The sequence below is a fragment of the Eisenbergiella sp. OF01-20 genome (assembly GCF_003478085.1).
Lineage (GTDB): Bacteria > Bacillota > Clostridia > Lachnospirales > Lachnospiraceae > Eisenbergiella.
This window is the reverse complement of the sequence record NZ_QUES01000004.1, coordinates 24,154-42,635: the sequence shown is the minus strand read 5'-3', so window position 1 is coordinate 42,635 and position 18,482 is coordinate 24,154. Positions and strand designations below refer to the sequence as shown.

22 protein-coding genes are annotated in these 18,482 nt (G+C 49.1%); 8 read left to right on the top strand and 14 right to left on the bottom strand.

Going from position 1 to position 18,482, the window contains the following annotated elements:
- Positions 1-39 precede the first annotated feature (39 nt).
- Together DXA36_RS07175 and DXA36_RS07170 are read right to left on the bottom strand one after the other, a co-directional pair.
- A complete protein-coding gene (locus DXA36_RS07175) occupies positions 40-1,710 on the bottom strand; it encodes a glycosyl hydrolase family 18 protein (RefSeq protein WP_118677784.1) in 1,671 nt (556 codons plus the stop codon).
- A gap of 215 nt (positions 1,711-1,925) precedes the next feature.
- Positions 1,926-2,141, bottom strand: a complete 216-nt coding sequence (locus DXA36_RS07170) for a hypothetical protein (protein WP_118677782.1) — start codon at positions 2,139-2,141, stop codon at positions 1,926-1,928.
- Between the two features lie 654 nt (positions 2,142-2,795).
- Here DXA36_RS07170 and DXA36_RS07165 point away from each other — a divergent pair.
- Positions 2,796-3,587: an adaptor protein MecA gene (locus DXA36_RS07165; RefSeq protein WP_118677780.1), complete on the top strand. Its 792-nt coding sequence runs from the start codon at positions 2,796-2,798 to the stop codon at positions 3,585-3,587.
- 124 nt (positions 3,588-3,711) lie between these two features.
- On the opposite strand, the gene DXA36_RS07160 is transcribed toward DXA36_RS07165, so the two are convergent.
- The gene (locus DXA36_RS07160) at positions 3,712-3,903 is read right to left on the bottom strand and encodes a DUF1858 domain-containing protein (RefSeq protein ID WP_118677778.1); all 192 of its coding nucleotides are present in this window, start codon (positions 3,901-3,903) and stop codon (positions 3,712-3,714) included.
- Positions 3,904-4,215: a hypothetical protein gene (locus DXA36_RS07155; protein ID WP_118677776.1), complete on the bottom strand. Its 312-nt coding sequence runs from the start codon at positions 4,213-4,215 to the stop codon at positions 3,904-3,906.
- A 283-nt stretch (positions 4,216-4,498) separates the two neighbouring features.
- Here DXA36_RS07155 and pflB point away from each other — a divergent pair, with 283 nt between their 5' ends.
- The 6 genes from pflB to DXA36_RS07125 all read left to right on the top strand — a co-directional run bounded on the left by pflB (position 4,499) and on the right by DXA36_RS07125 (position 9,663).
- The gene (gene pflB / locus DXA36_RS07150; RefSeq protein ID WP_118677774.1) at positions 4,499-6,538 is read left to right on the top strand and encodes a formate C-acetyltransferase; all 2,040 of its coding nucleotides are present in this window, start codon (positions 4,499-4,501) and stop codon (positions 6,536-6,538) included.
- A gap of 83 nt (positions 6,539-6,621) precedes the next feature.
- The gene (locus tag DXA36_RS07145; protein WP_118677772.1) at positions 6,622-6,834 is read left to right on the top strand and encodes a hypothetical protein; all 213 of its coding nucleotides are present in this window, start codon (positions 6,622-6,624) and stop codon (positions 6,832-6,834) included.
- A gap of 33 nt (positions 6,835-6,867) precedes the next feature.
- Complete coding sequence (grcA3, locus tag DXA36_RS07140) at positions 6,868-7,110, top strand: autonomous glycyl radical cofactor GrcA3 (protein ID WP_044971341.1); 243 nt, start codon at positions 6,868-6,870, stop codon at positions 7,108-7,110.
- 120 nt (positions 7,111-7,230) lie between these two features.
- A complete protein-coding gene (locus DXA36_RS07135; RefSeq protein ID WP_118677770.1) occupies positions 7,231-8,484 on the top strand; it encodes a winged helix DNA-binding domain-containing protein in 1,254 nt (417 codons plus the stop codon).
- Positions 8,485-8,577: 93 nt separating this feature from the next.
- A complete protein-coding gene (gene pflA / locus DXA36_RS07130) occupies positions 8,578-9,363 on the top strand; it encodes a pyruvate formate-lyase-activating protein (RefSeq protein ID WP_330424993.1) in 786 nt (261 codons plus the stop codon).
- A 129-nt stretch (positions 9,364-9,492) separates the two neighbouring features.
- On the top strand, positions 9,493-9,663 hold the full coding sequence (locus tag DXA36_RS07125; RefSeq protein WP_009251952.1) for a DUF362 domain-containing protein: 171 nt from the start codon (positions 9,493-9,495) through the stop codon (positions 9,661-9,663).
- 40 nt (positions 9,664-9,703) lie between these two features.
- Here the strand turns inward: DXA36_RS07125 and DXA36_RS07120 are convergent, their stop codons facing one another.
- From DXA36_RS07120 to DXA36_RS07070, 10 genes are all read right to left on the bottom strand, one after another.
- On the bottom strand, positions 9,704-10,441 hold the full coding sequence (locus tag DXA36_RS07120; RefSeq protein ID WP_243114587.1) for a MerR family transcriptional regulator: 738 nt from the start codon (positions 10,439-10,441) through the stop codon (positions 9,704-9,706).
- 159 nt (positions 10,442-10,600) lie between these two features.
- Positions 10,601-11,932 carry a replicative DNA helicase gene (gene dnaB / locus DXA36_RS07115; RefSeq protein ID WP_118678119.1) on the bottom strand — a complete coding sequence of 444 codons (1,332 nt, stop codon included), beginning with the start codon at positions 11,930-11,932 and terminating at the stop codon, positions 10,601-10,603.
- Between the two features lie 22 nt (positions 11,933-11,954).
- Positions 11,955-12,398: a 50S ribosomal protein L9 gene (gene rplI / locus DXA36_RS07110; protein ID WP_118677768.1), complete on the bottom strand. Its 444-nt coding sequence runs from the start codon at positions 12,396-12,398 to the stop codon at positions 11,955-11,957.
- Positions 12,398-14,449 (bottom strand): DHH family phosphoesterase, encoded by a 2,052-nt coding sequence (locus tag DXA36_RS07105; protein ID WP_118677766.1) that lies wholly within the window; start codon positions 14,447-14,449, stop codon positions 12,398-12,400. Before DXA36_RS07105 ends, rplI begins: the two co-directional genes overlap by 1 nt.
- Before the next feature lie 338 nt (positions 14,450-14,787).
- Positions 14,788-15,051 carry a 30S ribosomal protein S18 gene (gene rpsR, locus DXA36_RS07095; protein ID WP_009251957.1) on the bottom strand — a complete coding sequence of 88 codons (264 nt, stop codon included), beginning with the start codon at positions 15,049-15,051 and terminating at the stop codon, positions 14,788-14,790.
- Between the two features lie 27 nt (positions 15,052-15,078).
- The gene (locus DXA36_RS07090; protein WP_118677762.1) at positions 15,079-15,522 is read right to left on the bottom strand and encodes a single-stranded DNA-binding protein; all 444 of its coding nucleotides are present in this window, start codon (positions 15,520-15,522) and stop codon (positions 15,079-15,081) included.
- Positions 15,523-15,576: 54 nt separating this feature from the next.
- On the bottom strand, positions 15,577-15,867 hold the full coding sequence (rpsF, locus tag DXA36_RS07085; RefSeq protein ID WP_009251959.1) for a 30S ribosomal protein S6: 291 nt from the start codon (positions 15,865-15,867) through the stop codon (positions 15,577-15,579).
- A 94-nt stretch (positions 15,868-15,961) separates the two neighbouring features.
- Complete coding sequence (locus DXA36_RS07080) at positions 15,962-16,144, bottom strand: DUF951 domain-containing protein (protein ID WP_009251960.1); 183 nt, start codon at positions 16,142-16,144, stop codon at positions 15,962-15,964.
- 18 nt (positions 16,145-16,162) lie between these two features.
- A complete protein-coding gene (locus tag DXA36_RS07075) occupies positions 16,163-16,879 on the bottom strand; it encodes an NAD-dependent protein deacylase (protein WP_118677760.1) in 717 nt (238 codons plus the stop codon).
- Between the two features lie 172 nt (positions 16,880-17,051).
- The gene (locus DXA36_RS07070) at positions 17,052-17,543 is read right to left on the bottom strand and encodes a bacteriohemerythrin (protein WP_147366559.1); all 492 of its coding nucleotides are present in this window, start codon (positions 17,541-17,543) and stop codon (positions 17,052-17,054) included.
- 244 nt (positions 17,544-17,787) lie between these two features.
- Between DXA36_RS07070 and DXA36_RS07065 the strand changes: the two genes are divergently transcribed.
- A complete protein-coding gene (locus DXA36_RS07065; RefSeq protein WP_118677756.1) occupies positions 17,788-18,441 on the top strand; it encodes a gamma-glutamyl-gamma-aminobutyrate hydrolase family protein in 654 nt (217 codons plus the stop codon).
- Positions 18,442-18,482 lie beyond the last annotated feature (41 nt).

Below are 18,482 nucleotides of genomic sequence, written 5' to 3'. Positions count from 1 at the left end.
AAACATTTTCTTGTAACTGTTCAGTTTCTACGGGAATTCTCAGCCATTGGTAAAGCCGGATAAAACCTCCCATACCTCGGGATGCCCTTTTTCATATCCCAGCTTCCATGCTGCCACACCACCCAGATTATAGTTTTTCATGATATTCATCTTCACTTCCAGAGAACGGGCATCCTCAATCCATACCTGATAGAAGGAGTCGCCGTCCTGCACCTCTCCATAATTCTGACAGGTAGTCTCATCCCAGACCGCTTCTATATTCCTTTCGGAAAGGAAATTCTGCACAGCGCTCATACCCACGGCCTGGCTCTTTACCTCTCCGCCCACCGTTTCCCATATCCGTGTATAGAAAGGAACGGCATTGATCACTTTTTCCGAAGGCACGGACTGCACCATAGTGCTGATGCCTTCTTCCACATAACCGATGGAAGCCACACTGCCCGGCTCCTGGGAACCGCCGTAATGCTCATCATAACCCATGATAATTACATAATCCGCCACAACCCCCTGTTCCTTCCAGTTGTAGTGGGCGTTATAATTCTTAGGCACATAGTTGTCCACGGAAAGTACCAGATTATTGGCCCTGCAGGCTATAGACAGCTCTCGTAAGAACTCCACATAATCCTCTCCCGCATCGCTGCTCACCTGCTCCAAATCCACATTAATCCCATCCACTCCCAGGGCAAGGGCCTCATTCACCAGCCCTTCAATCAGCTTCGCCCTCTTGCTCGTATAAGACAGGATTTCCTTCGTGTTCACATCATAGGTGAAATTATCCAGAAGCGCCCACACCTCAAGCCCTCTGCTGTGTGCCGTATTCACGTAATCCGTGCTTCCGATGCTCACAAAATTCCCATCATCATCACTCAGGAAAAACCAGGTGGGCGATATCACATTCATGCCGGAAATGCCGTCAAGCACCGATTCCAATGTGGAATTAGCCGATTCGCTGGTAACCTGATGCCATCCCAGATTGATTTTATAATCCCTGCGGATGCTGGTGTATTCCGGTTCCTGATAATCCGTTACCGGTATCAGCGTCTCACTGCGCCGGTTCTCCAGACGTTTATTCTCGACATAGCCAAGATAGCCGTCGGCAGTTGCCACCTTGCTCCAGTTTTCCATTTCTTCCAGGATAACGACCTTATCCCCTGCCGATAAGTCCGTCAGGATATCACTCTTCACCCCGCCCTGATAACGGACTGCGGTATCCTTCCCGATATCCGCCGCCTGATGTTCACTCCAGCTGGTGGTGAGCACGGCCCGGTTCGGCTCCTGATACAGGGTAAAGGAAAAATTGGTATATTTCTTCACATAATCCAGAGCCACATACATGGTGCCGCCATCCAGGAAAGCGGGAATATAGCCTTCCTCTCCGTTAGCTCCGGCCTCCGCCCGTATGATGGTATCCGGTGTGGTATATAAGAGCAGCCCCTCGTTATAATCGGCATAAAACCGGTCATTCAGATAGGCGTGCACCGTATCCAGGGGCAGATAACATCTGCCCTCCGATAATCTTCCTTTTTCTTCTTTTATTTCATTATTTAATACGAGGGCCACTTCCTCCCCCGTTTCCAGTCCGTAATAGGCATTGGCGTCCATCCTCTCTTTGGAGTAGGAGAACCGTTCCAGGATCTTCATCCCGGCAGTAATGGCAACAATCACAATAATAAGGACGACAGCGATTATTACCGGAAGCTTTTTTTTCATGTTCCGTATTCCTCCTGACCGTCCTTATTATAACAGACTATTTAAACATCGTCATTACCTATTTTTACATAAATCGACAGAAATTGACTTCTCCGCCTTCCGCAGCGGCGGTACGGGGGACCGCTTTGTGTGCGTATGACGGCATCCGTGGTTTTATTATAATTTCTCTTGTTATTCAGATAGGAAACAATTATACTGTTAGGTAATAAGAGCTTTCAGCGGTATTTTACCTTATCGTACCGTACCTCCCTCAGTTTGCCTTCCGTATCGGTGACAAAATCGGGCATGTAAACGGTATCTTCACTGACGAAGAATTTTTGGGCGATTTCCTCCGGGGAAGCGGGCCTGTCCTCCAGGTACAGGGTAACCCCCTTGCTGTGAATTTCCCTCAGATGCTTCTCCAGCTTAATCTCGTCTTCTTCTTTATACATGTCTGACATCCTCCGTATTTTCTATACGCAAAGAACATCCTTCGCAGACACTGCGTTTCCCAAAAGGAACGTGATATATAATTTTGGATATTCTTCCGTATGACTGTTACGGCAATGACGACATTTAAACAGATAAAACAAGATGCTCCAGGACATGTAGCGCGGAATAAGATAAAAAAACACTTACTGATTTGAATTTTGCGAATTAAACTAAATTTAACGGAAATTTTGGAAATGGTTTTTATCCCGACAAGCACATAAGCCTGTAAGACATCCTCATACTATATATATGAGGAGAAGATATAGCGCACGCAGGTAAGATCTGGTGCAACTATGTTATTTGCTTAAAATATGATATAATAGAATCATAATAAATGAGATAAAACAACATCTCATCCCGGCTGAAAAACCGCCCTCCTTCTGACACTGATTGTCCAGAAGCATCTCTAAATGGAATTATATCCCATAAATGGAAAAATAGCAAGCCGAAATCTTAAAAAAGTTTAAACAGTTTCACAGGATGCTTGACTTATTTCTTCCATAAGTATAATATATTTGATAATCGCAGATACTATACAGATATGTTCATTTTACAGGCATTTTCAGTCACACAAGACAACAATTTCAATATCTTTATATTAAGGATGTGAGAACATGAAAATTGAAAAAGTAAATGATCATCAGATTCGTTGTACACTTACAAAAGCAGACCTGGCAGATCGTGAACTAAAAATCAGCGAGCTTGCCTACGGTACGGAAAAAGCAAAAAGCCTTTTCCGCGACATGATGCAGCAGGCATCTCTGAAATTCGGTTTTGAGGCAGAAGATATTCCGCTTATGATAGAAGCTATTCCTTTGAACTCCGATTGTATTGTACTCATCATCACCAAGGTGGAGGATCCGGAAGAACTGGATACCCGTTTTTCCAAATTCGCCCCCAGTGTCCACGATGATGACAGCCTGGACGACATGATCCAGGATTTGAATGAGGGGGCCGACGATGTGCTTGACCTGTTTAAGCGCATCCACGAAGGACGCATAAACGGATCACAGAACGGACAGAAGGCTTCCTATCCGGATGCCGAAGCAGCAGAAGATACCTCCGGTAAAGAAGGGGCCGCAGACAATTTGTCGACGGCTGAGTCATCCCTGAATCTGACAAGGATTTATTCCTTTGATTCCCTGAATCATATGACACGGCTGGCCCATATCCTGAACGGCTTTTACCACGGTGTGAATTCCCTGTACAAGGACGCAGGAACAGGGCGGTATTTCCTTATCGTCACCAGCTCCTCCCATACGCCTGAAGAATTCAACAAGCTCTGCAACTGCCTGTCCGAATACGGACGCCAGGAAAAATCCGTTCCCGCAGGGGAAGCTTATTTTGAAGAACACTACGAACTGATTATCAGCGAACACGCCCTACAGAGCTTAAGCAAAATTTAATCATGCTTGACCGAAAATGAGGCACGTACATTTCTGCACGTGCCTTATTTTTGCACTCTCTAATCCCTTTCTGACGGTCTGTACCTGAAATACACAAACCCGAAGGACAGTCAGGATTATTCCATTATAATGCTGCAATCTTGCTCATCAAATCATTAATATCCATACCATGAACCATAGCCGCTTCTTCCAGGCTCTCTCCCTGGGCGGAAGGGCATCCCAGACAATGCATGCCCGCTTCCATCAGGATAGGTGCAACATCCGGATTGGTTCTTAAGATTTCACCAATTGTCATTTCCTTCGTAATTTCAGCCATTTAGCCATCCTCCTTTTCCTTTGAAACTATCAGCGGCACCTGCCCGCCGATTTCTCTTAGTATAATACTTTTCCCAAAAATGCGCAAGATATGCGTTTTTTCTTTACATACAATTTTCCCTGGCTGAAATACTACACTGAAGTTCCCTCCCGGCCTGCCGCCCTCCCTGCTGTCCTCCTTCCGGGAGATGGATGCCTGGAAGATTCCTTCTATGCCATGGAGATGAGACCAATCTGAAGTGGCGGCCTCACCCGATACGTCAGATGCTTTGGGCTCATCGGAATGTCCGGCATAGCAGAATCTGTAAGGCATCCATCTCCCGGAAGGAGGACAGCAGGGAGGGCGGCAGGCCGGGAGGGAACCTCACCGCTGTCCCTTATTGATCGAATTTTATTAAAAAAGCATAAAACAGCCCTTTGTTTGGGAAAAAGAACAGTACGCGCCTTGACGAAGCCCTTAAGGAAACATATAATACAGGTGCGGGTGACACCAGAGAGAGGTCTTATCCGCCGTTTTACACCGGATGCGGCATAGCCGCATAACCGGTTGATTATCTACAGCTGATGCTGCCCCGGCAGCGAAAAGGAGGAAAATCTTGAGAACAGAATGGAATGGTTTTATTGGCGGCGATTGGGAACATGAAATCAACGTGCGTGATTTCATCCAGAACAATTACCACCCTTATGACGGGGATGAAGCTTTTCTCGCAGGCCCTACCCAGAATACTCTGGATCTTTGGGAGCAGGTACTGGATTTGAGCCGCAAAGAAAGAGAAGCCGGCGGTGTCCTGGATATGGATACCAAGGTCATTTCCACCATTACGTCCCATGGTCCCGGATATCTTGATAAATCCAAAGAAACTATCGTAGGCGTTCAGACGGACGCGCCCTTCAAGCGTTCCCTGCAGCCTTACGGCGGAATCCGCATGGCGCAGAAGGCATGTGCGGATAACGGCTACACTCTTGACCCGGACGTGGAGGAATTCTTCTCCACCCACAGGAAAACCCATAATGCAGGTGTTTTCGATGCTTACACCGCAGAAATGCGCGCGTGCCGGAGCGCCCATATCATCACCGGCCTTCCGGACGCTTACGGACGCGGAAGAATCATCGGTGATTACAGAAGGATCGCCCTGTACGGAATTGATCGTCTCATTGAGGACAAGCTGGCACAGAAGGATTCCACCGGCAGTGTGATGACCGATGATGTCATCCGTCTCAGGGAAGAGATATCCGAGCAGATCGCCGCCCTGAAAATGATGAAGCAAATGGCTGCTTCTTACGGCTGCGATATTTCCAGGCCTGCCGCCAACGTGCAGGAAGCCATCCAGGCCACGTACTTCGGATATCTTTCCGCAGTAAAGGAACAGAACGGAGCCGCCATGTCACTCGGCCGCACCTCCACTTTCCTGGATGTCTACGCGGAACGGGATCTGGCGCTGGGGACCTTTACGGAAGAACAGATTCAGGAATTCGTGGATCATTTCATCATGAAGCTGCGTATTATCAAATTTGCCCGTACGCCGGAATATAACGATCTCTTTTCCGGCGACCCTGTCTGGATTACCGAATCCCTGGCGGGCGTAGGTGTGGACGGACGCCATATGGCAACGAAAATGTCCTTCCGGTACCTGAATACCCTGAGTAACCTCGGACCTTCTCCCGAGCCTAACCTGACCGTGCTCTGGTCAACCAGGCTGCCGCTTAATTTCAAACGTTACTGCGCGAAGATGTCCATCCAGACTTCTTCCATCCAGTATGAAAATGATGATTTGATGCGTGTAACCCACGGCGATGATTACGGTATCGCATGCTGTGTATCCTCCATGAGAATCGGTAAGGAAATGCAGTTTTTCGGCGCACGCGCCAACCTGGCAAAATGTCTGCTTTATGCGTTGAACGGCGGTATTGATGAAAAGACCAGGAAGCAGATCGGTCCCAAATACCGTAAGTACGAAGGCGATGTGCTGGAATACGACAAGGTTATGGAAGCCTTTACCGATATGATGGAATGGCTGGCAGGCGTTTATGTGAACACCCTGAATGTCATCCACTATATGCATGATAAATACTGTTATGAAAGGGCGCAGATGTCCCTTCATGACAGGGATGTCCGCCGGTATTTCGCAACCGGCATTGCCGGCCTTTCCGTAGTGGCCGATTCCCTGTCCGCTATCAAATACGCCAAAGTGGAACCCATCCGGGACGAATCCGGCATTATAGTGGACTTCAAAACAACAGGGGATTTCCCCAAATACGGAAATGATGACGACCGAGTGGACGCCATTGCCAGGGAGCTGGTTTCCCATTTCATGACTATGGTCAGAAGGCACCATACCTACAGGGACGGTTTCCCCACCACCTCCGTACTCACCATCACCTCAAACGTGGTATACGGCAAAGCCACCGGCGCCACTCCTGACGGACGTAAGGCAGGAGAACCCTTTGCCCCCGGAGCGAACCCCATGCACGGAAGGGATACCCATGGAGCCGTGGCTTCTATGGCTTCCGTATCCAAGCTTCCCTTTAAGGATGCACAGGACGGGATATCCAATACCTTTACCATCATCCCGGGCGCTCTTGGCAAAGAAGACGAGGTGTTTGCAGGCGACATCGAAATCGATCTGGATTTATAAGCAAATGCCCTGCGGCAGACGCCAAACGGGTTCACAGGTGTATCCGTTTGGTTCGCTGCCCGCGGGAATAAAAGGAGCGTTTTATGGATCAGAAAGCTATGATAGATGACTTGGTCCGTATGCTGGACGCCGGTGCGGCAAAAGGCGTAGGCCATATCAATGTGGCTGTTGACGAAGCCCTGCCGGACAGCAAAGAGATACAGACCGGCTGTCCGGACTGTTCGGCCGCACCGCTGGCCTGCAGCATTCCCACCCTCCATGAGGGTCTTGACAGAAACGAAGAAGAAACCCTTTAACCATCCGGTTTTATTGAGAAAGGAAAGAATATTATGGAAGCAAACAGTGCCCAGATCGACAACCTTGTATCTTTACTTGACGGCTACGCGGAAAAAGGCGGCCATCATCTTAATGTAAACGTATTAAACCGTGAAACCCTTCTGGATGCCCAGAAGCATCCCGAAAAATATCCGCAGCTGACCATCCGGGTATCCGGCTACGCGGTTAATTTCATCAAGCTGACCCCGGAACAGCAGGCGGATGTTATATCCCGTACCTTCCACGAAGCTTTATAAAAAATGATTCCGTCAGGCTGGCCCTGCAAGGAAAACCTTCCCACCCGGTTTCCTGCGGGGCCTTTTGTGTTATAATATAAATAGCAGCCGGTCAGAAACTCAAAAAGAAAGGCAATTGGTATGACAAAAAGCGAACGATCCAAACCATGCTCCCCGTCCGTGGAATTCGATAACGAACAAATCCTTGCCTTCCGTCTGCAGAATATGTCGCTTTCCGCAGCGTTTCCCCCATCCGGAATCGAGGAAGCCTTCGGCGGCTGGGTCATGCAGAATACCCCGCCGGGCGTATGGGAAACCGCCCTTCATACCAGGATGCCGTCTCTTCCCCTGCCGCATATAGAGGATGCGCTCTGTCTTGGGAAAACCCTTATCCAGGCCTGGAGCCTGCGCGGCGCCCCCTGTATTTTTCCTGCGTCGGAACGGGAAATCTTTCTCACCGCCCTGCTTCCGGAAGCAGGGGATGAGTGGATTTATACAAGAGGTATTTCGGGCGCCCTGGATCACCTGGAAATGTCCCAGGAAGAACTTCTTCCTTTGGTGGAGCAGGCTGCCCTTCTTCTGGAGGATACCGTCATAACAGGAAAAGCCGCACTGGATCACGCGCTGGCAGAACAGGTGGCACCCTTACTCTCTCCCGACAGGAGAGAACGCTGGTACTCCCCTTCCATTTATGGGGCCAACCAGACGATGGGAGAAGCCGCTGTTTCTTTTCTTCTGCGTCCATGTGCGCTGAAGCAGCTGGTGGTTTTCGGAAGAAAGCAGAAAACCTCCCCCACCTTCACTTCCCTGCATAACTGGTATAAAGACCAGCCCGTTCCTCCCTCCTCCCCGGAAGATAGCATACCGGCTCTGGTGAAGCGGTATCTTCATTGTTACGGCCCGGCCACCCCGCAGATGTTTGCGGATACCCTCGGCTGTTCCCTGCGTCAGGCCCGGCGCATGTGGCAAACCGTTTTCGATCTTGTGATCCCGGTAAAAACCCCCTGCGGCAATTCCTATCTCCTGGAACAGGACAGGGAAACGCTGACACATGCAGCCGGAACCCTTCCTGCGCCGGATTCCCCCGAAGCGATCCGCCTTTTGCCCCCGCATGACCCTTATCTGGATGCCAGGGACAGGACGCTTCTCCTGCCGGACAGCACACGGCAGAAGGAAATATGGAAGATAACAGGAAATCCGGGAGCCATCCTGATAAACGGACAGATCGCCGGCATGTGGAAAACCCGTAAGGTCTCCTCAACCTTACAGGCAGAAGCAGTCTTATGGACCCCTTTCTGCGCCGCCGGGAGGCAGGAAATAGAAAACTGGTTTATCCGGTATGCCTCATTCAGGGGACTGAAATTACAGAAAACCGATATCGTCGAAGCTTTATAGCTGTTTCGTACATGCACCATTCTGCGAATGGTTAGGAAGCTTTATTCTGAATGATCCGGTTTCACATACAAAGAAAAGGAGGGCTTAGCGATTATGCAGACAAGCACACCAACCAACATACAGGGACGCATACATTCCATTGAAAGCTTCGGCACCGTTGACGGGCCGGGAGTCCGTTTTGTCGTATTCTTGCAGGGCTGTCCGATGCGCTGTGCCTACTGCCATAACCCGGATACCTGGGAAATAAACGCAGGGACTCCTGTTTCCCCCGCCAGGATTATGGAGCGTTACGAACGCAATAAAAGCTTTTATAAAGACGGAGGGATTACCGTTACCGGCGGAGAGCCTCTGCTTCAGCTGGATTTTTTGATTGAGCTGTTTACCCTTGCCAAAAAGGAAAATATCCATACCTGTATTGATACCTCAGGCATCCCCTTCACGCCTTCCAACAAAGAATGGACAGACAAGCTGAATACCCTCATGACCATGACGGATCTGGTGATGCTGGATATCAAGCATATCGATCCCAAATGCCACAAGGATCTCACCGGCTGCCCCAATGACAATATCCTGCGTTTCGCCTGGTATCTGGATAAGAAAAAGATACCGGTCTGGATCCGGCATGTGGTAGTTCCCTCCATCACCGACGATGAAACCTATCTGTACAGGCTCGGCTGGTTTATCGGAGGCTTGAGCAACCTGAAAGCCCTTGATGTGCTTCCCTATCATACCATGGGCAAAGCAAAGTACGAAAAGCTGGGCATTCCTTACCGTCTGGAGGATATCCCTCCTATGGACAGGCCAACGCTTCTCCTGAAAAAACAGGCCATTTTAAAGGGAATCAAGGACCGCCGGAACCAGCAGCCGGGTTCTTTGTAAAATCTGCATACTTGTTCTTTAAAAAGTACAAAAAATCGCCGTTTATTCACAAAAAATATCTTGTACAAAATGCTTTTCTATATTAGAATAAGTAATGATAATCAATAGAGCATAAAGGAGGATATCATTATGGCATATGTAATTAACGATTCTTGTGTAAGCTGCGGAACCTGTGAAGGACAGTGTCCTGTTGGCGCTATTTCTGCAGGAGACTCTCAGTACGTGATCGACGCTGATACCTGTATCTCCTGTGGTTCTTGTGCAGGCGTTTGCCCTACAGGCGCTATCTCCGAGGAATAATCCCGGACAATCACATAGGAAGCATTCAGGAAAGAAGCATTCAGAAGAACGAATGCTTCTTTCTTTTTGTACGCAGGGACGGCTCACGGAGCGCGGCATCCTTCGCTTCTTTACCGGAAGCGGCATTTGCTTCCTCCTGTTTTTTCTGCTCCTTTTTTTCCCTGGCAGTCAGCCTTCTTTTACTGCGTTGTCTGATAAGCTCGTCCAGTTTCCGGTAATGCTCTTCTTCCCTGTCTATTCTCACTTGCTCGCGGCGCTCGTTTTCTTCTTCCTGGACGCGGAACTGGTAGTCCATTTCCTTCATAATGGTCTCTTTGATTTCTCTGGTCAGCTCTTCGTTATTTTCCCTTACGGCCTGGGATATCAGGCTGTGCAGCAGCAGCTGGAGACGTGCGCCTTTATCCTGTATTTCCCGGTCTCCCGTTTCTGCAAGCTCCTCCTGTACACTGCGGGCCGCCTGGCTGTGTTCTCTGAGCGGGACCATCACCTGAAGACTGCTGTCCGTCAGGACCGTGCGTATGGCTTTCAGCTGAAGGCCCTGTTCCTTCAGCTTCTTGATTTCCCTGAACTGATCCACATCCTCTTTCGTATAGTACCGGTGTCCCAGATCATTTCTGCGTATGGGCAGCTTGAGTTCTTCTTCCCAATAACGGAGCACATGGCTCTCCACCCCTACCAGCTTCGCCGTTTCCGATATCAGGAACATATCCTTTTCCGGTTCCTGCCCTTTTTCCTCTTTCAGCAAAACCACCTTGCCGTTTTCTTTTTTATTTCCCATGGTTTCCTCCTGTCTGCCGCCGGGCGGCACTTCCTGTTATTATTTTTTTTTTGGATAAAAAAAGAGAACCTCCGCGTATCCGCGTGTTCTCTTTTGTAAGTGTATGCATATTATGTTGTACGGACTTATTTCGTTACCGCCACAGAGTGAACTGTAACCTTATTTCTGCAGATTGGCAAACTTGGTAAATTCAGGCAGCCATACGAGATCTATCGTTCCGATAGGGCCGTTTCTCTGCTTGGCAATGTTGATTTCCGCGATTCCCTTCTTCTCCGTATCCGGATTATAATAATCGTCACGGTATATGAACATAACCACGTCGGCATCCTGCTCTATGGCTCCGGATTCACGTAAATCGGAAAGCATGGGCCTGTGATCCGGCCTCTGCTCCACCGCACGGCTCAGCTGGGATAAGGCCAGCACGGGCACCTGCAGCTCCCTTGCCAATGCCTTCAGGGAACGGGAAATATCCGATATCTCCTGCTGTCTGGAATCCGTCCCTCTGCCGCTTCCTGACATCAGCTGAAGGTAGTCGATAATAATCATCTTCAGATCCATTTCCAGCTTGAATTTACGGCATTTGGAACGCATATCCGCAATGCTGATACCGGGAGTATCATCAATGATGAGCTTGGACTGACCGATCATGCCTGCGCTCTCTATCAGCTTTTCCCACTCCATATCCGAAAGGTTACCGGTACGCAGATGCTGGGAATCCACCTTGGACTCCATAGCAAACAGACGGTTTACCAGCTGTTCCTTGCTCATTTCCAGACTGAATATAGCGACACAGTCACCGGAATGGAAAGCCACATATTGGGCGATGTTCAAAACAAATGCCGTCTTACCCATAGACGGCCTCGCCGCAATAAGTACAAGATCCGAAGGCTGCATGCCCGCGGTACGGTAATCCAAATCAATAAAGCCTGTGGCAATACCGGTTACGCCCCCGCTGTTGTGGGAGGCTTTTTCAATCTTGTCCATGGCATTCATAACCACTTCACGGATAGGCACATAATCCCCGGTACTTCTCCTCTGGACAAGGTTAAATACCTTCTTTTCCGTCTCCTCCATGATGACTTCCATGCTGTCCTTGCCCGCATAACAGTTGTTGGCGATTTCCTCCATCAGCCGTATCAGCCGGCGCAGCATGGCCTTTTCCGCCACAATATTGGTATAATATTTAATATTGGCAGAGGTGGGAACCGCCGTAATCAGATCCCGGATAAATTCCAGGCTGCTGATCTCCGGAGGCACGTCCTTCTCCTTGAGCCGGTTCTGCAGAGTTACCAAATCCACCGGCTGTCCCTGGTCGTTTAATTCCACCATGGAATCAAAAAGCACACCGTAGGACTTATTATAAAAATCTTCTCCGCATATCAATTCGGATGCGACAACAATCGCTTCTCTGTCCATTATCATGGAACCGATTACGGATTGCTCCGCTTCCAAACTATGGGGCAATACTCTCTTTAAAATAGCCTCATCCATCGATGCCATTGATAATTCCTTCTTATTCTTCCACTTTAACCTTCAGTGTACCTGTCACCTTCTGATGCAGCCTTACGGGCACGTCATAGGTGCCGAATGCTTTTATCGCATCAGTCAGCTGAATTTTCTTCTTGTCAATATCCACGTCGCATTGTTCCTTGAATGCGGTGGCAATTTCCTTGGAGGACACGGAACCGAACACTCTTCCGCCCTCGCCGGCCTTCATCTTAATCACCACGGTTTTGCTTTCCAGTTCTTTGGCAAAAGCCTGTGCGGCTTCCAGTATCTCCTTTGCCTTCTTCTCTTCATTGGCATTCTGCAGCTTCAGATCGTTCAGGTTCTTGGTATTAGCCTCCAGACCCAGCTTTTTGGGCAGAATGAAATTCCTGGCATAGCCGTCATTTACATTTACAATTTCCCCTTTTTTACCCAGGGCTTTTACATCTTCCAATAATATCACTTTCATTATTTCAGTTCACCTTCCTCTATCATTTTATCCAATGTACCTTTTATCGTACCAATAACGGCTCCCGGTTCCGAATTGTCCACCTGGCAGCCGGCTACATTCATATGGCCGCCGCCTCCCATCCTTTCCATGATTACCTGCACATTGACCTCATCAATCGAACGGGCGCTGATATAAATCCGGCCCTGGTATTCCGTCAGCACAAAGCTTGCCTTGATCCCCCTGATATTGAGAAGTTCATTGGCTGCCTGCGCCCCTACAATAGTAGGGCTTTGGATTCCCTCGCTGCGGCACAGGGAAATGGCATAATCATTACGGTAGATCTCTGCCTGTCCCACTGCATCCGCCTTGGCCTTATATTCAGCCGCGTTTTCCCGGAACAGCTTCCTCACCCTCGTCACGTCCGCCCCATTCCTTCTCAGGAAAGCCGCCGCTTCAAAGGTACGGACCCCTGTCTTGGTCATAAAATTATTGGTATCTATCATGATGCCGGAATACATGCAGTCAGCTTCTTCGCCTTTGATGCGTACGCCGTCATTGATATACTGTAATATTTCCGAAACCATTTCACAGGTGGAGGAAGCGTAGGCTTCCACATAAGAAAGCGTGGCATTTTCAATGGTTTCCGTTCCCTGTCTGTGATGATCCAGCACCACAATGGATTTACACACCTTAAGCAGCTCCGGACATTCGGTAATGCTTGGCTTGTTCACATCCACCACCACCAGAACGGTATTGTTCCCGGCTGTTTCCAGCGCCTGCTGGCTCTTCAGGAACATATCCGGTTCGTACTCCTGGCTGTTGTGGAACATTTCTATCAAAGGCTGCACAGAGGTGGTGATTTCGTTTATGACAATCTGGGCTTTGCGGTCCAGCGTCCTGGCTATCCGGTAAATACCAATCGCCGCGCCGAAGCTGTCCACATCCCCGATTTGATGCCCCATGATCAGGACCCGATCCTTGCTGGTGATGATTTCCCTGAGGGCATGGGCTTTTACACGGGCCTTTACGCGGGTATTTTTCTCCACCTGCTGGCTCTTTCCGCCGTAATAGCTGATCTGCTCGGGTGTCTTTACCACCCCCTGGTCGCCTCCCCGTCCCAGCGCCAGGTCAATGGCTGTCCTGGCAAATTCGTAATTCTGGGAATAGCTCAGTCCGTCCAGCCCCACGCCGATACTGATGGTGACCGCCATCTCATTTCCGATGTTTACGGTTTTCACATCCTCCAGCAGTTCAAAACGCTTTTCACTCATCTGGGACACCGCTTTCTTGCGCAGCACCGCCAGATACTTGTCCTTTTCTATCTTCTTGCAGATTCCGTCAAAACCGGAAATGTACTTATTTACTTTTCTGTCAATGAGGGCCATCAGAAGGGAGCGCCTTACCTCTTCCACGCTTTCCAGCGCTTCCTCATAATTATCCAGATAAATCATGCCTACAGCCAAAGACTGGTCATCATTTTCCCGAAGGGCGATTTTCAATGCCGTCTCATCAAAAAGATACATGGCATACAGGCATCCCTTATAGTCCTCTTCCCCGATTATATCGCTGTCATCCGCCATTTCCCGCAGGGATATCCTGGTGAATTTGGCAATGTATTCGCTTTCCTCATAGGAAATTTCAAATTCTGCAATGCCTTCCTCTTCCGAAGGCAGCCTGTCCTTAGTCACTGAAGAGAAAAAGGAAGTAACGGATCTGCGCTGGGCTTTCTCATTATGTATCGCCCTGCCGAATGCATTATTATTCCATACTATCTTTCCGTCTTCGTCCAATAAAGCGTAAGGGATTGAAAGCTCCCGAAGCAGCTCCTTCTGTATCTGCCCGTACTGCGTGGCAAAACTGACCAGCTCATTAATGATAATGGGCCTGTTATACAGCATCAGATACAGAATCATTGCAAAGTAGAACACAAGAAAACAGGTGATGAGAAACCCTGCCCGCTTATCCAGAAAATAAATTCCAATATCCACTAATAAAAGCAAAAGGCCAAGATACATGGAAATCTGCATATATATCTTCAGCCTTCCCTTTAGTCTGACTCTTTTCTTCATACCTATCCTCATCCGTAGTACGAGCCGGCCCAAGTCTGCACCGCCCGGACCTCCATCGCCTGAACACTATATGCCTGTACCGGTTCCATACCTTCACAGTTACATATGCTTATCATATCCCGGACCACGGCCCGGAAATACATATCTTTGATATTATACCATTTTTCAGTAAGGATTGCCACACTTTTCATCGGGTTGAAGAGCGACGGTAAATCTGTGTTTTTTCCGTTTCCTGACAAAAAAAGACCGGCCGTCCATCAGGACAGCCAGTCCGGCTTTTACATATTCTGCCACATAAGGCATCAGGGCAGTGGTGCAAAGGCACCTTGCCGCACTACTTAGTCCGCTACGTAAGGCATCAAGGCAAGATGCCTTGCGCGCTTGATAGCAACGGTAAGCGCTCTCTGATGCTTTGCACAGTTTCCGGTGATTCTTCTGGGGAGGATTTTCCCTCTTTCGGAAACATATCTTTTTAATTTATTTACATCCTTGTAATCGATCGTATTATCTTTTCCGCAGAATACGCAGACTTTCTTTCTTCTGCGCATACCGCCTCTTCTCTTCATCGGAGAATCAGATCTCTCTGCTCTATTAAAAGCCATAGTATTGCCTCCTATCTGAAAATCACATTAATTAAACGGCAGTTCCTCGTCAATTCCGTCGGGAATATTCATGAAACCATCGCCGGGTGCGCTGGGTTCAGGCCTGGATACCGGTGCGGAATAACCCCCGTCGTTACTGGCCGCAGCGTTCTTGCTTTCAGCAAACTCCTGGTCTTCCACAACAACATCCGTGGTGTAAACCTTCACACCATCCTTGTTCGTGTAGCTGCCAGTCTGAATACGTCCTGTTACAACGACCTTTGTCCCTTTGCGCAGATATTTCTCTGCAAATTCAGCGCTTCTTCCGAATGCCACGCATCCGATAAAATCAGCTGAGTTCTCGTCATTATTGCGGTTGAACCTTCTGTCCACCGCCAGGGTATATCTGGCAATTGCCGTTGCGCTCTCTCCCTGGGAATATCTCACTTCAGGATCCCTTGTCAAACGTCCCATAAGAATTACTTTATTCATATTACCTCCTGTACTGCGAATGCATCCTCAGTACACATTCAGGAAAGCGCCTGATTATGCTTCTTCGCGCTTCACAACTAAATATCTCATAACGTTGTCCATAATGCGAATACGGCTTTCGATTTCCGCAGGTGCGGAAGTCGGTGCGTCGAACTGAACGATGTAATAGAAGCCTTCTTTCATTTTCTGGATTTCGTAAGCCAGTCTTCTCTTACCCCACTCATCAACGTTTGTAATTGTGCCGCCGAATCTTTCGATCAGAGCCTTGCATTTGTCAACAACTGCCGCTCTTTCGTCGTCTTCGATTTTCGCATTCACAACAAATGTTAATTCATATTTGCTCATGCTAGTTACCTCCTTTTGGTCTCTGGCCCCCTTTTCGGGAGCAAGGAAATTTATATATCACGGAGTAAAATAATACCACAAAAATCCTGTAGTTTCAAGCCTTTTCTCGGATTTCCCTGACGTTTTTTTCCACAAGCTTCCTTGGGACCATAATCTGGTGGCCGCAGCCCATGCATTTCAGCCGGAAATCCGCCCCGATGCGCAGGACCTCCCATTCCCTGCTGCCGCAGGGATGCTGCTTTTTCAACTTTACGATATTTCCAACCTGGATATCCATTTCCGTCACTCCTGTTCATTACAGCCTTGCTAAAATTTCCCCGATACTGCCCTGGACCACAAGATCCGCCTCTTTATCCCTTGGGGTAGGCGTTTTGTTGATCAGCACCAGCTTGTTTCCACGGTAATAGTCGATCAGGCCTGCCGCAGGATATACTGCGAGGGAAGTCCCGCCGATAAGCAGCACGTCCGCCCGGCTGATATATTCCACAGCCCGGGTGAGGATCCCATTGTCCAGCCCCTCTTCATACAGCACCACATCCGGCTTGATACAGCCTCCGCAGCTGCATTTGGGCACACCGTGGGAATGGAGGATATACGAAACATCATAAAACCTGCGGCAGCTTTCACAATAATTACGCAATACGCTTCCATGAAGCTCCAGCACGTTTTTGCTTCCGGCCTGCTGATGCAGGCCGTCAATATTCTGGGTCACCACCGCTTTAAGCTTCCCTTCCTGCTCCCACTGCGCCAGCTTCCTGTGGGCAGCGTTGGGCAATGCATCCGGACAGAGCATCTTGTCCCGGTAGAACCGGAAAAATTCCTCCGGGTTTCTCCGGTAAAACGTATGGCTCAGAATGGTTTCCGGCGGATATTCGTATTTCTGGTTATATAACCCGTCCACACTCCGGAAATCGGGAATCCCGCTTTCCGTGGACACGCCCGCCCCTCCGAAAAATACAATATTATCCGTCTTTTCTATTATTTCTTTCAGTTTTTCCCAATTTTCTTCCATCTTTGCCTTCTCTCCTCTTCTCCGGCTGACGCAGCAGGACGGCAGCGCCGTCCTGTGTCACGGTGCTGCCGTCCGGTGATTTTGGGTAACAGTCCAAACAGCTCTGCGTATTTACTGGCAGGACCGTGAACAAACGCAACGGCCGCTGGCATCCTGCCTGCCTTGAAACGGTTTAATTGGCCGGATGCGGTAACGGTTCAGACCGGTCGGAGCAGCCGCGTTTTTCCGCAAATTCCACGTACTTCATATCCTCCTGGGTAATGTGTACCTTCCACCACTCCTGCAGGTACTCAAAAACCTCTCCCAGCATTTCATCCTGCGTATCCAGGGACAGCCTGGGCACCCGGTCGATAAATTCCTGTAATTTTCTGCTGAACGCCTCATGACGTTTTATATGTTCTTCCAGCTGGTCAAATCCTATTTCACGCATATACTCTTCTTCATATGCAAAATGCGCCGCCGTATGAAAGCTCAGGCCCTCCAGGATTTTGTTGATGTCGGCACACTTAAACAGCATATTCTCATCGGTAAAAAGCTGATAGGCTCTCTGCGTGTGATCCAGCATCCTCGCATGCTGCTGATCGATAGTTTCGTTTCCGGTACGGTATTCTTCACTGACTTCGTATTGCTTCATTCCTATGGTAACCCCACTTCCTTTTCTCAATATTTGTTGTGTTTCCTGCCGTATTGCAGCACTTCTTTCCCCCCAAAAAGTCCTGCCGCATTTACTATCCGACAATAGTATAACACAACTTTTTTTGTTTGAATACCGTAATATTGCAAACGAAAAAAGTTAATTTTTTGTCAAAGTCAGACGGCTGCGGGAATAAAAAAAGGATGCAATTTTGCACCCGCGGCATATAATAAATACATACGCGCCCAAATCCTCCACCAGAAAGGTTTCAGACATGAAAAAAATAGCGGTCGCCGGCCTTCCCGGCAATACGGACAATTACCATAACGCCCTCACACAGCTGGGGGCCTCCTGCACCACCCTTACCGACGTAACCCAGTCCGGTTCCTTTGACGCCCTGCTTCTTCCAGGCGGCGGGGATATTGATCCTGTCCTGTTCGGGGAGACGGATCACGGCTCCCGTGTAATCGACCCTGTGCTGGACAGACAGCAGCTTGCCATGCTGGACGCCTTTGTACGATCCGGCCGCCCGGTTCTGGGTATCTGCAAGGGAATGCAGGTTATCAATATCTTTTTCGGCGGCGGCATCATCCAGGATCTCCCCACCAACACCCTGCACCAATATACCGGCAAGGATCAGGTCCATCCCAGCCACGCCCTGCCCGGCACCTTTCTGAGCAGGCTCTACGGAAGAAATTTTTCCGTAAACAGCGCCCATCACCAGGGAATCGGCTCTCCCGGAAAAGGGCTTTCCGTCATCCAGTATGCTCCCGACAACGTAACGGAAGCTATTGTCCACGGATTCCTGCCTATCCTGGGCGTCCAATGGCATCCCGAACGCATGTGTTTTTCCCACCGGCGGGACGACACCCCGGACGGCAGCCTTCTGCTTGCCTATTTTCTGTCGCTGATTCCGGAAAAGGAATAAACACAGGTAACTATTCAGGCAGGCCGTCGCACCTGCTGCGC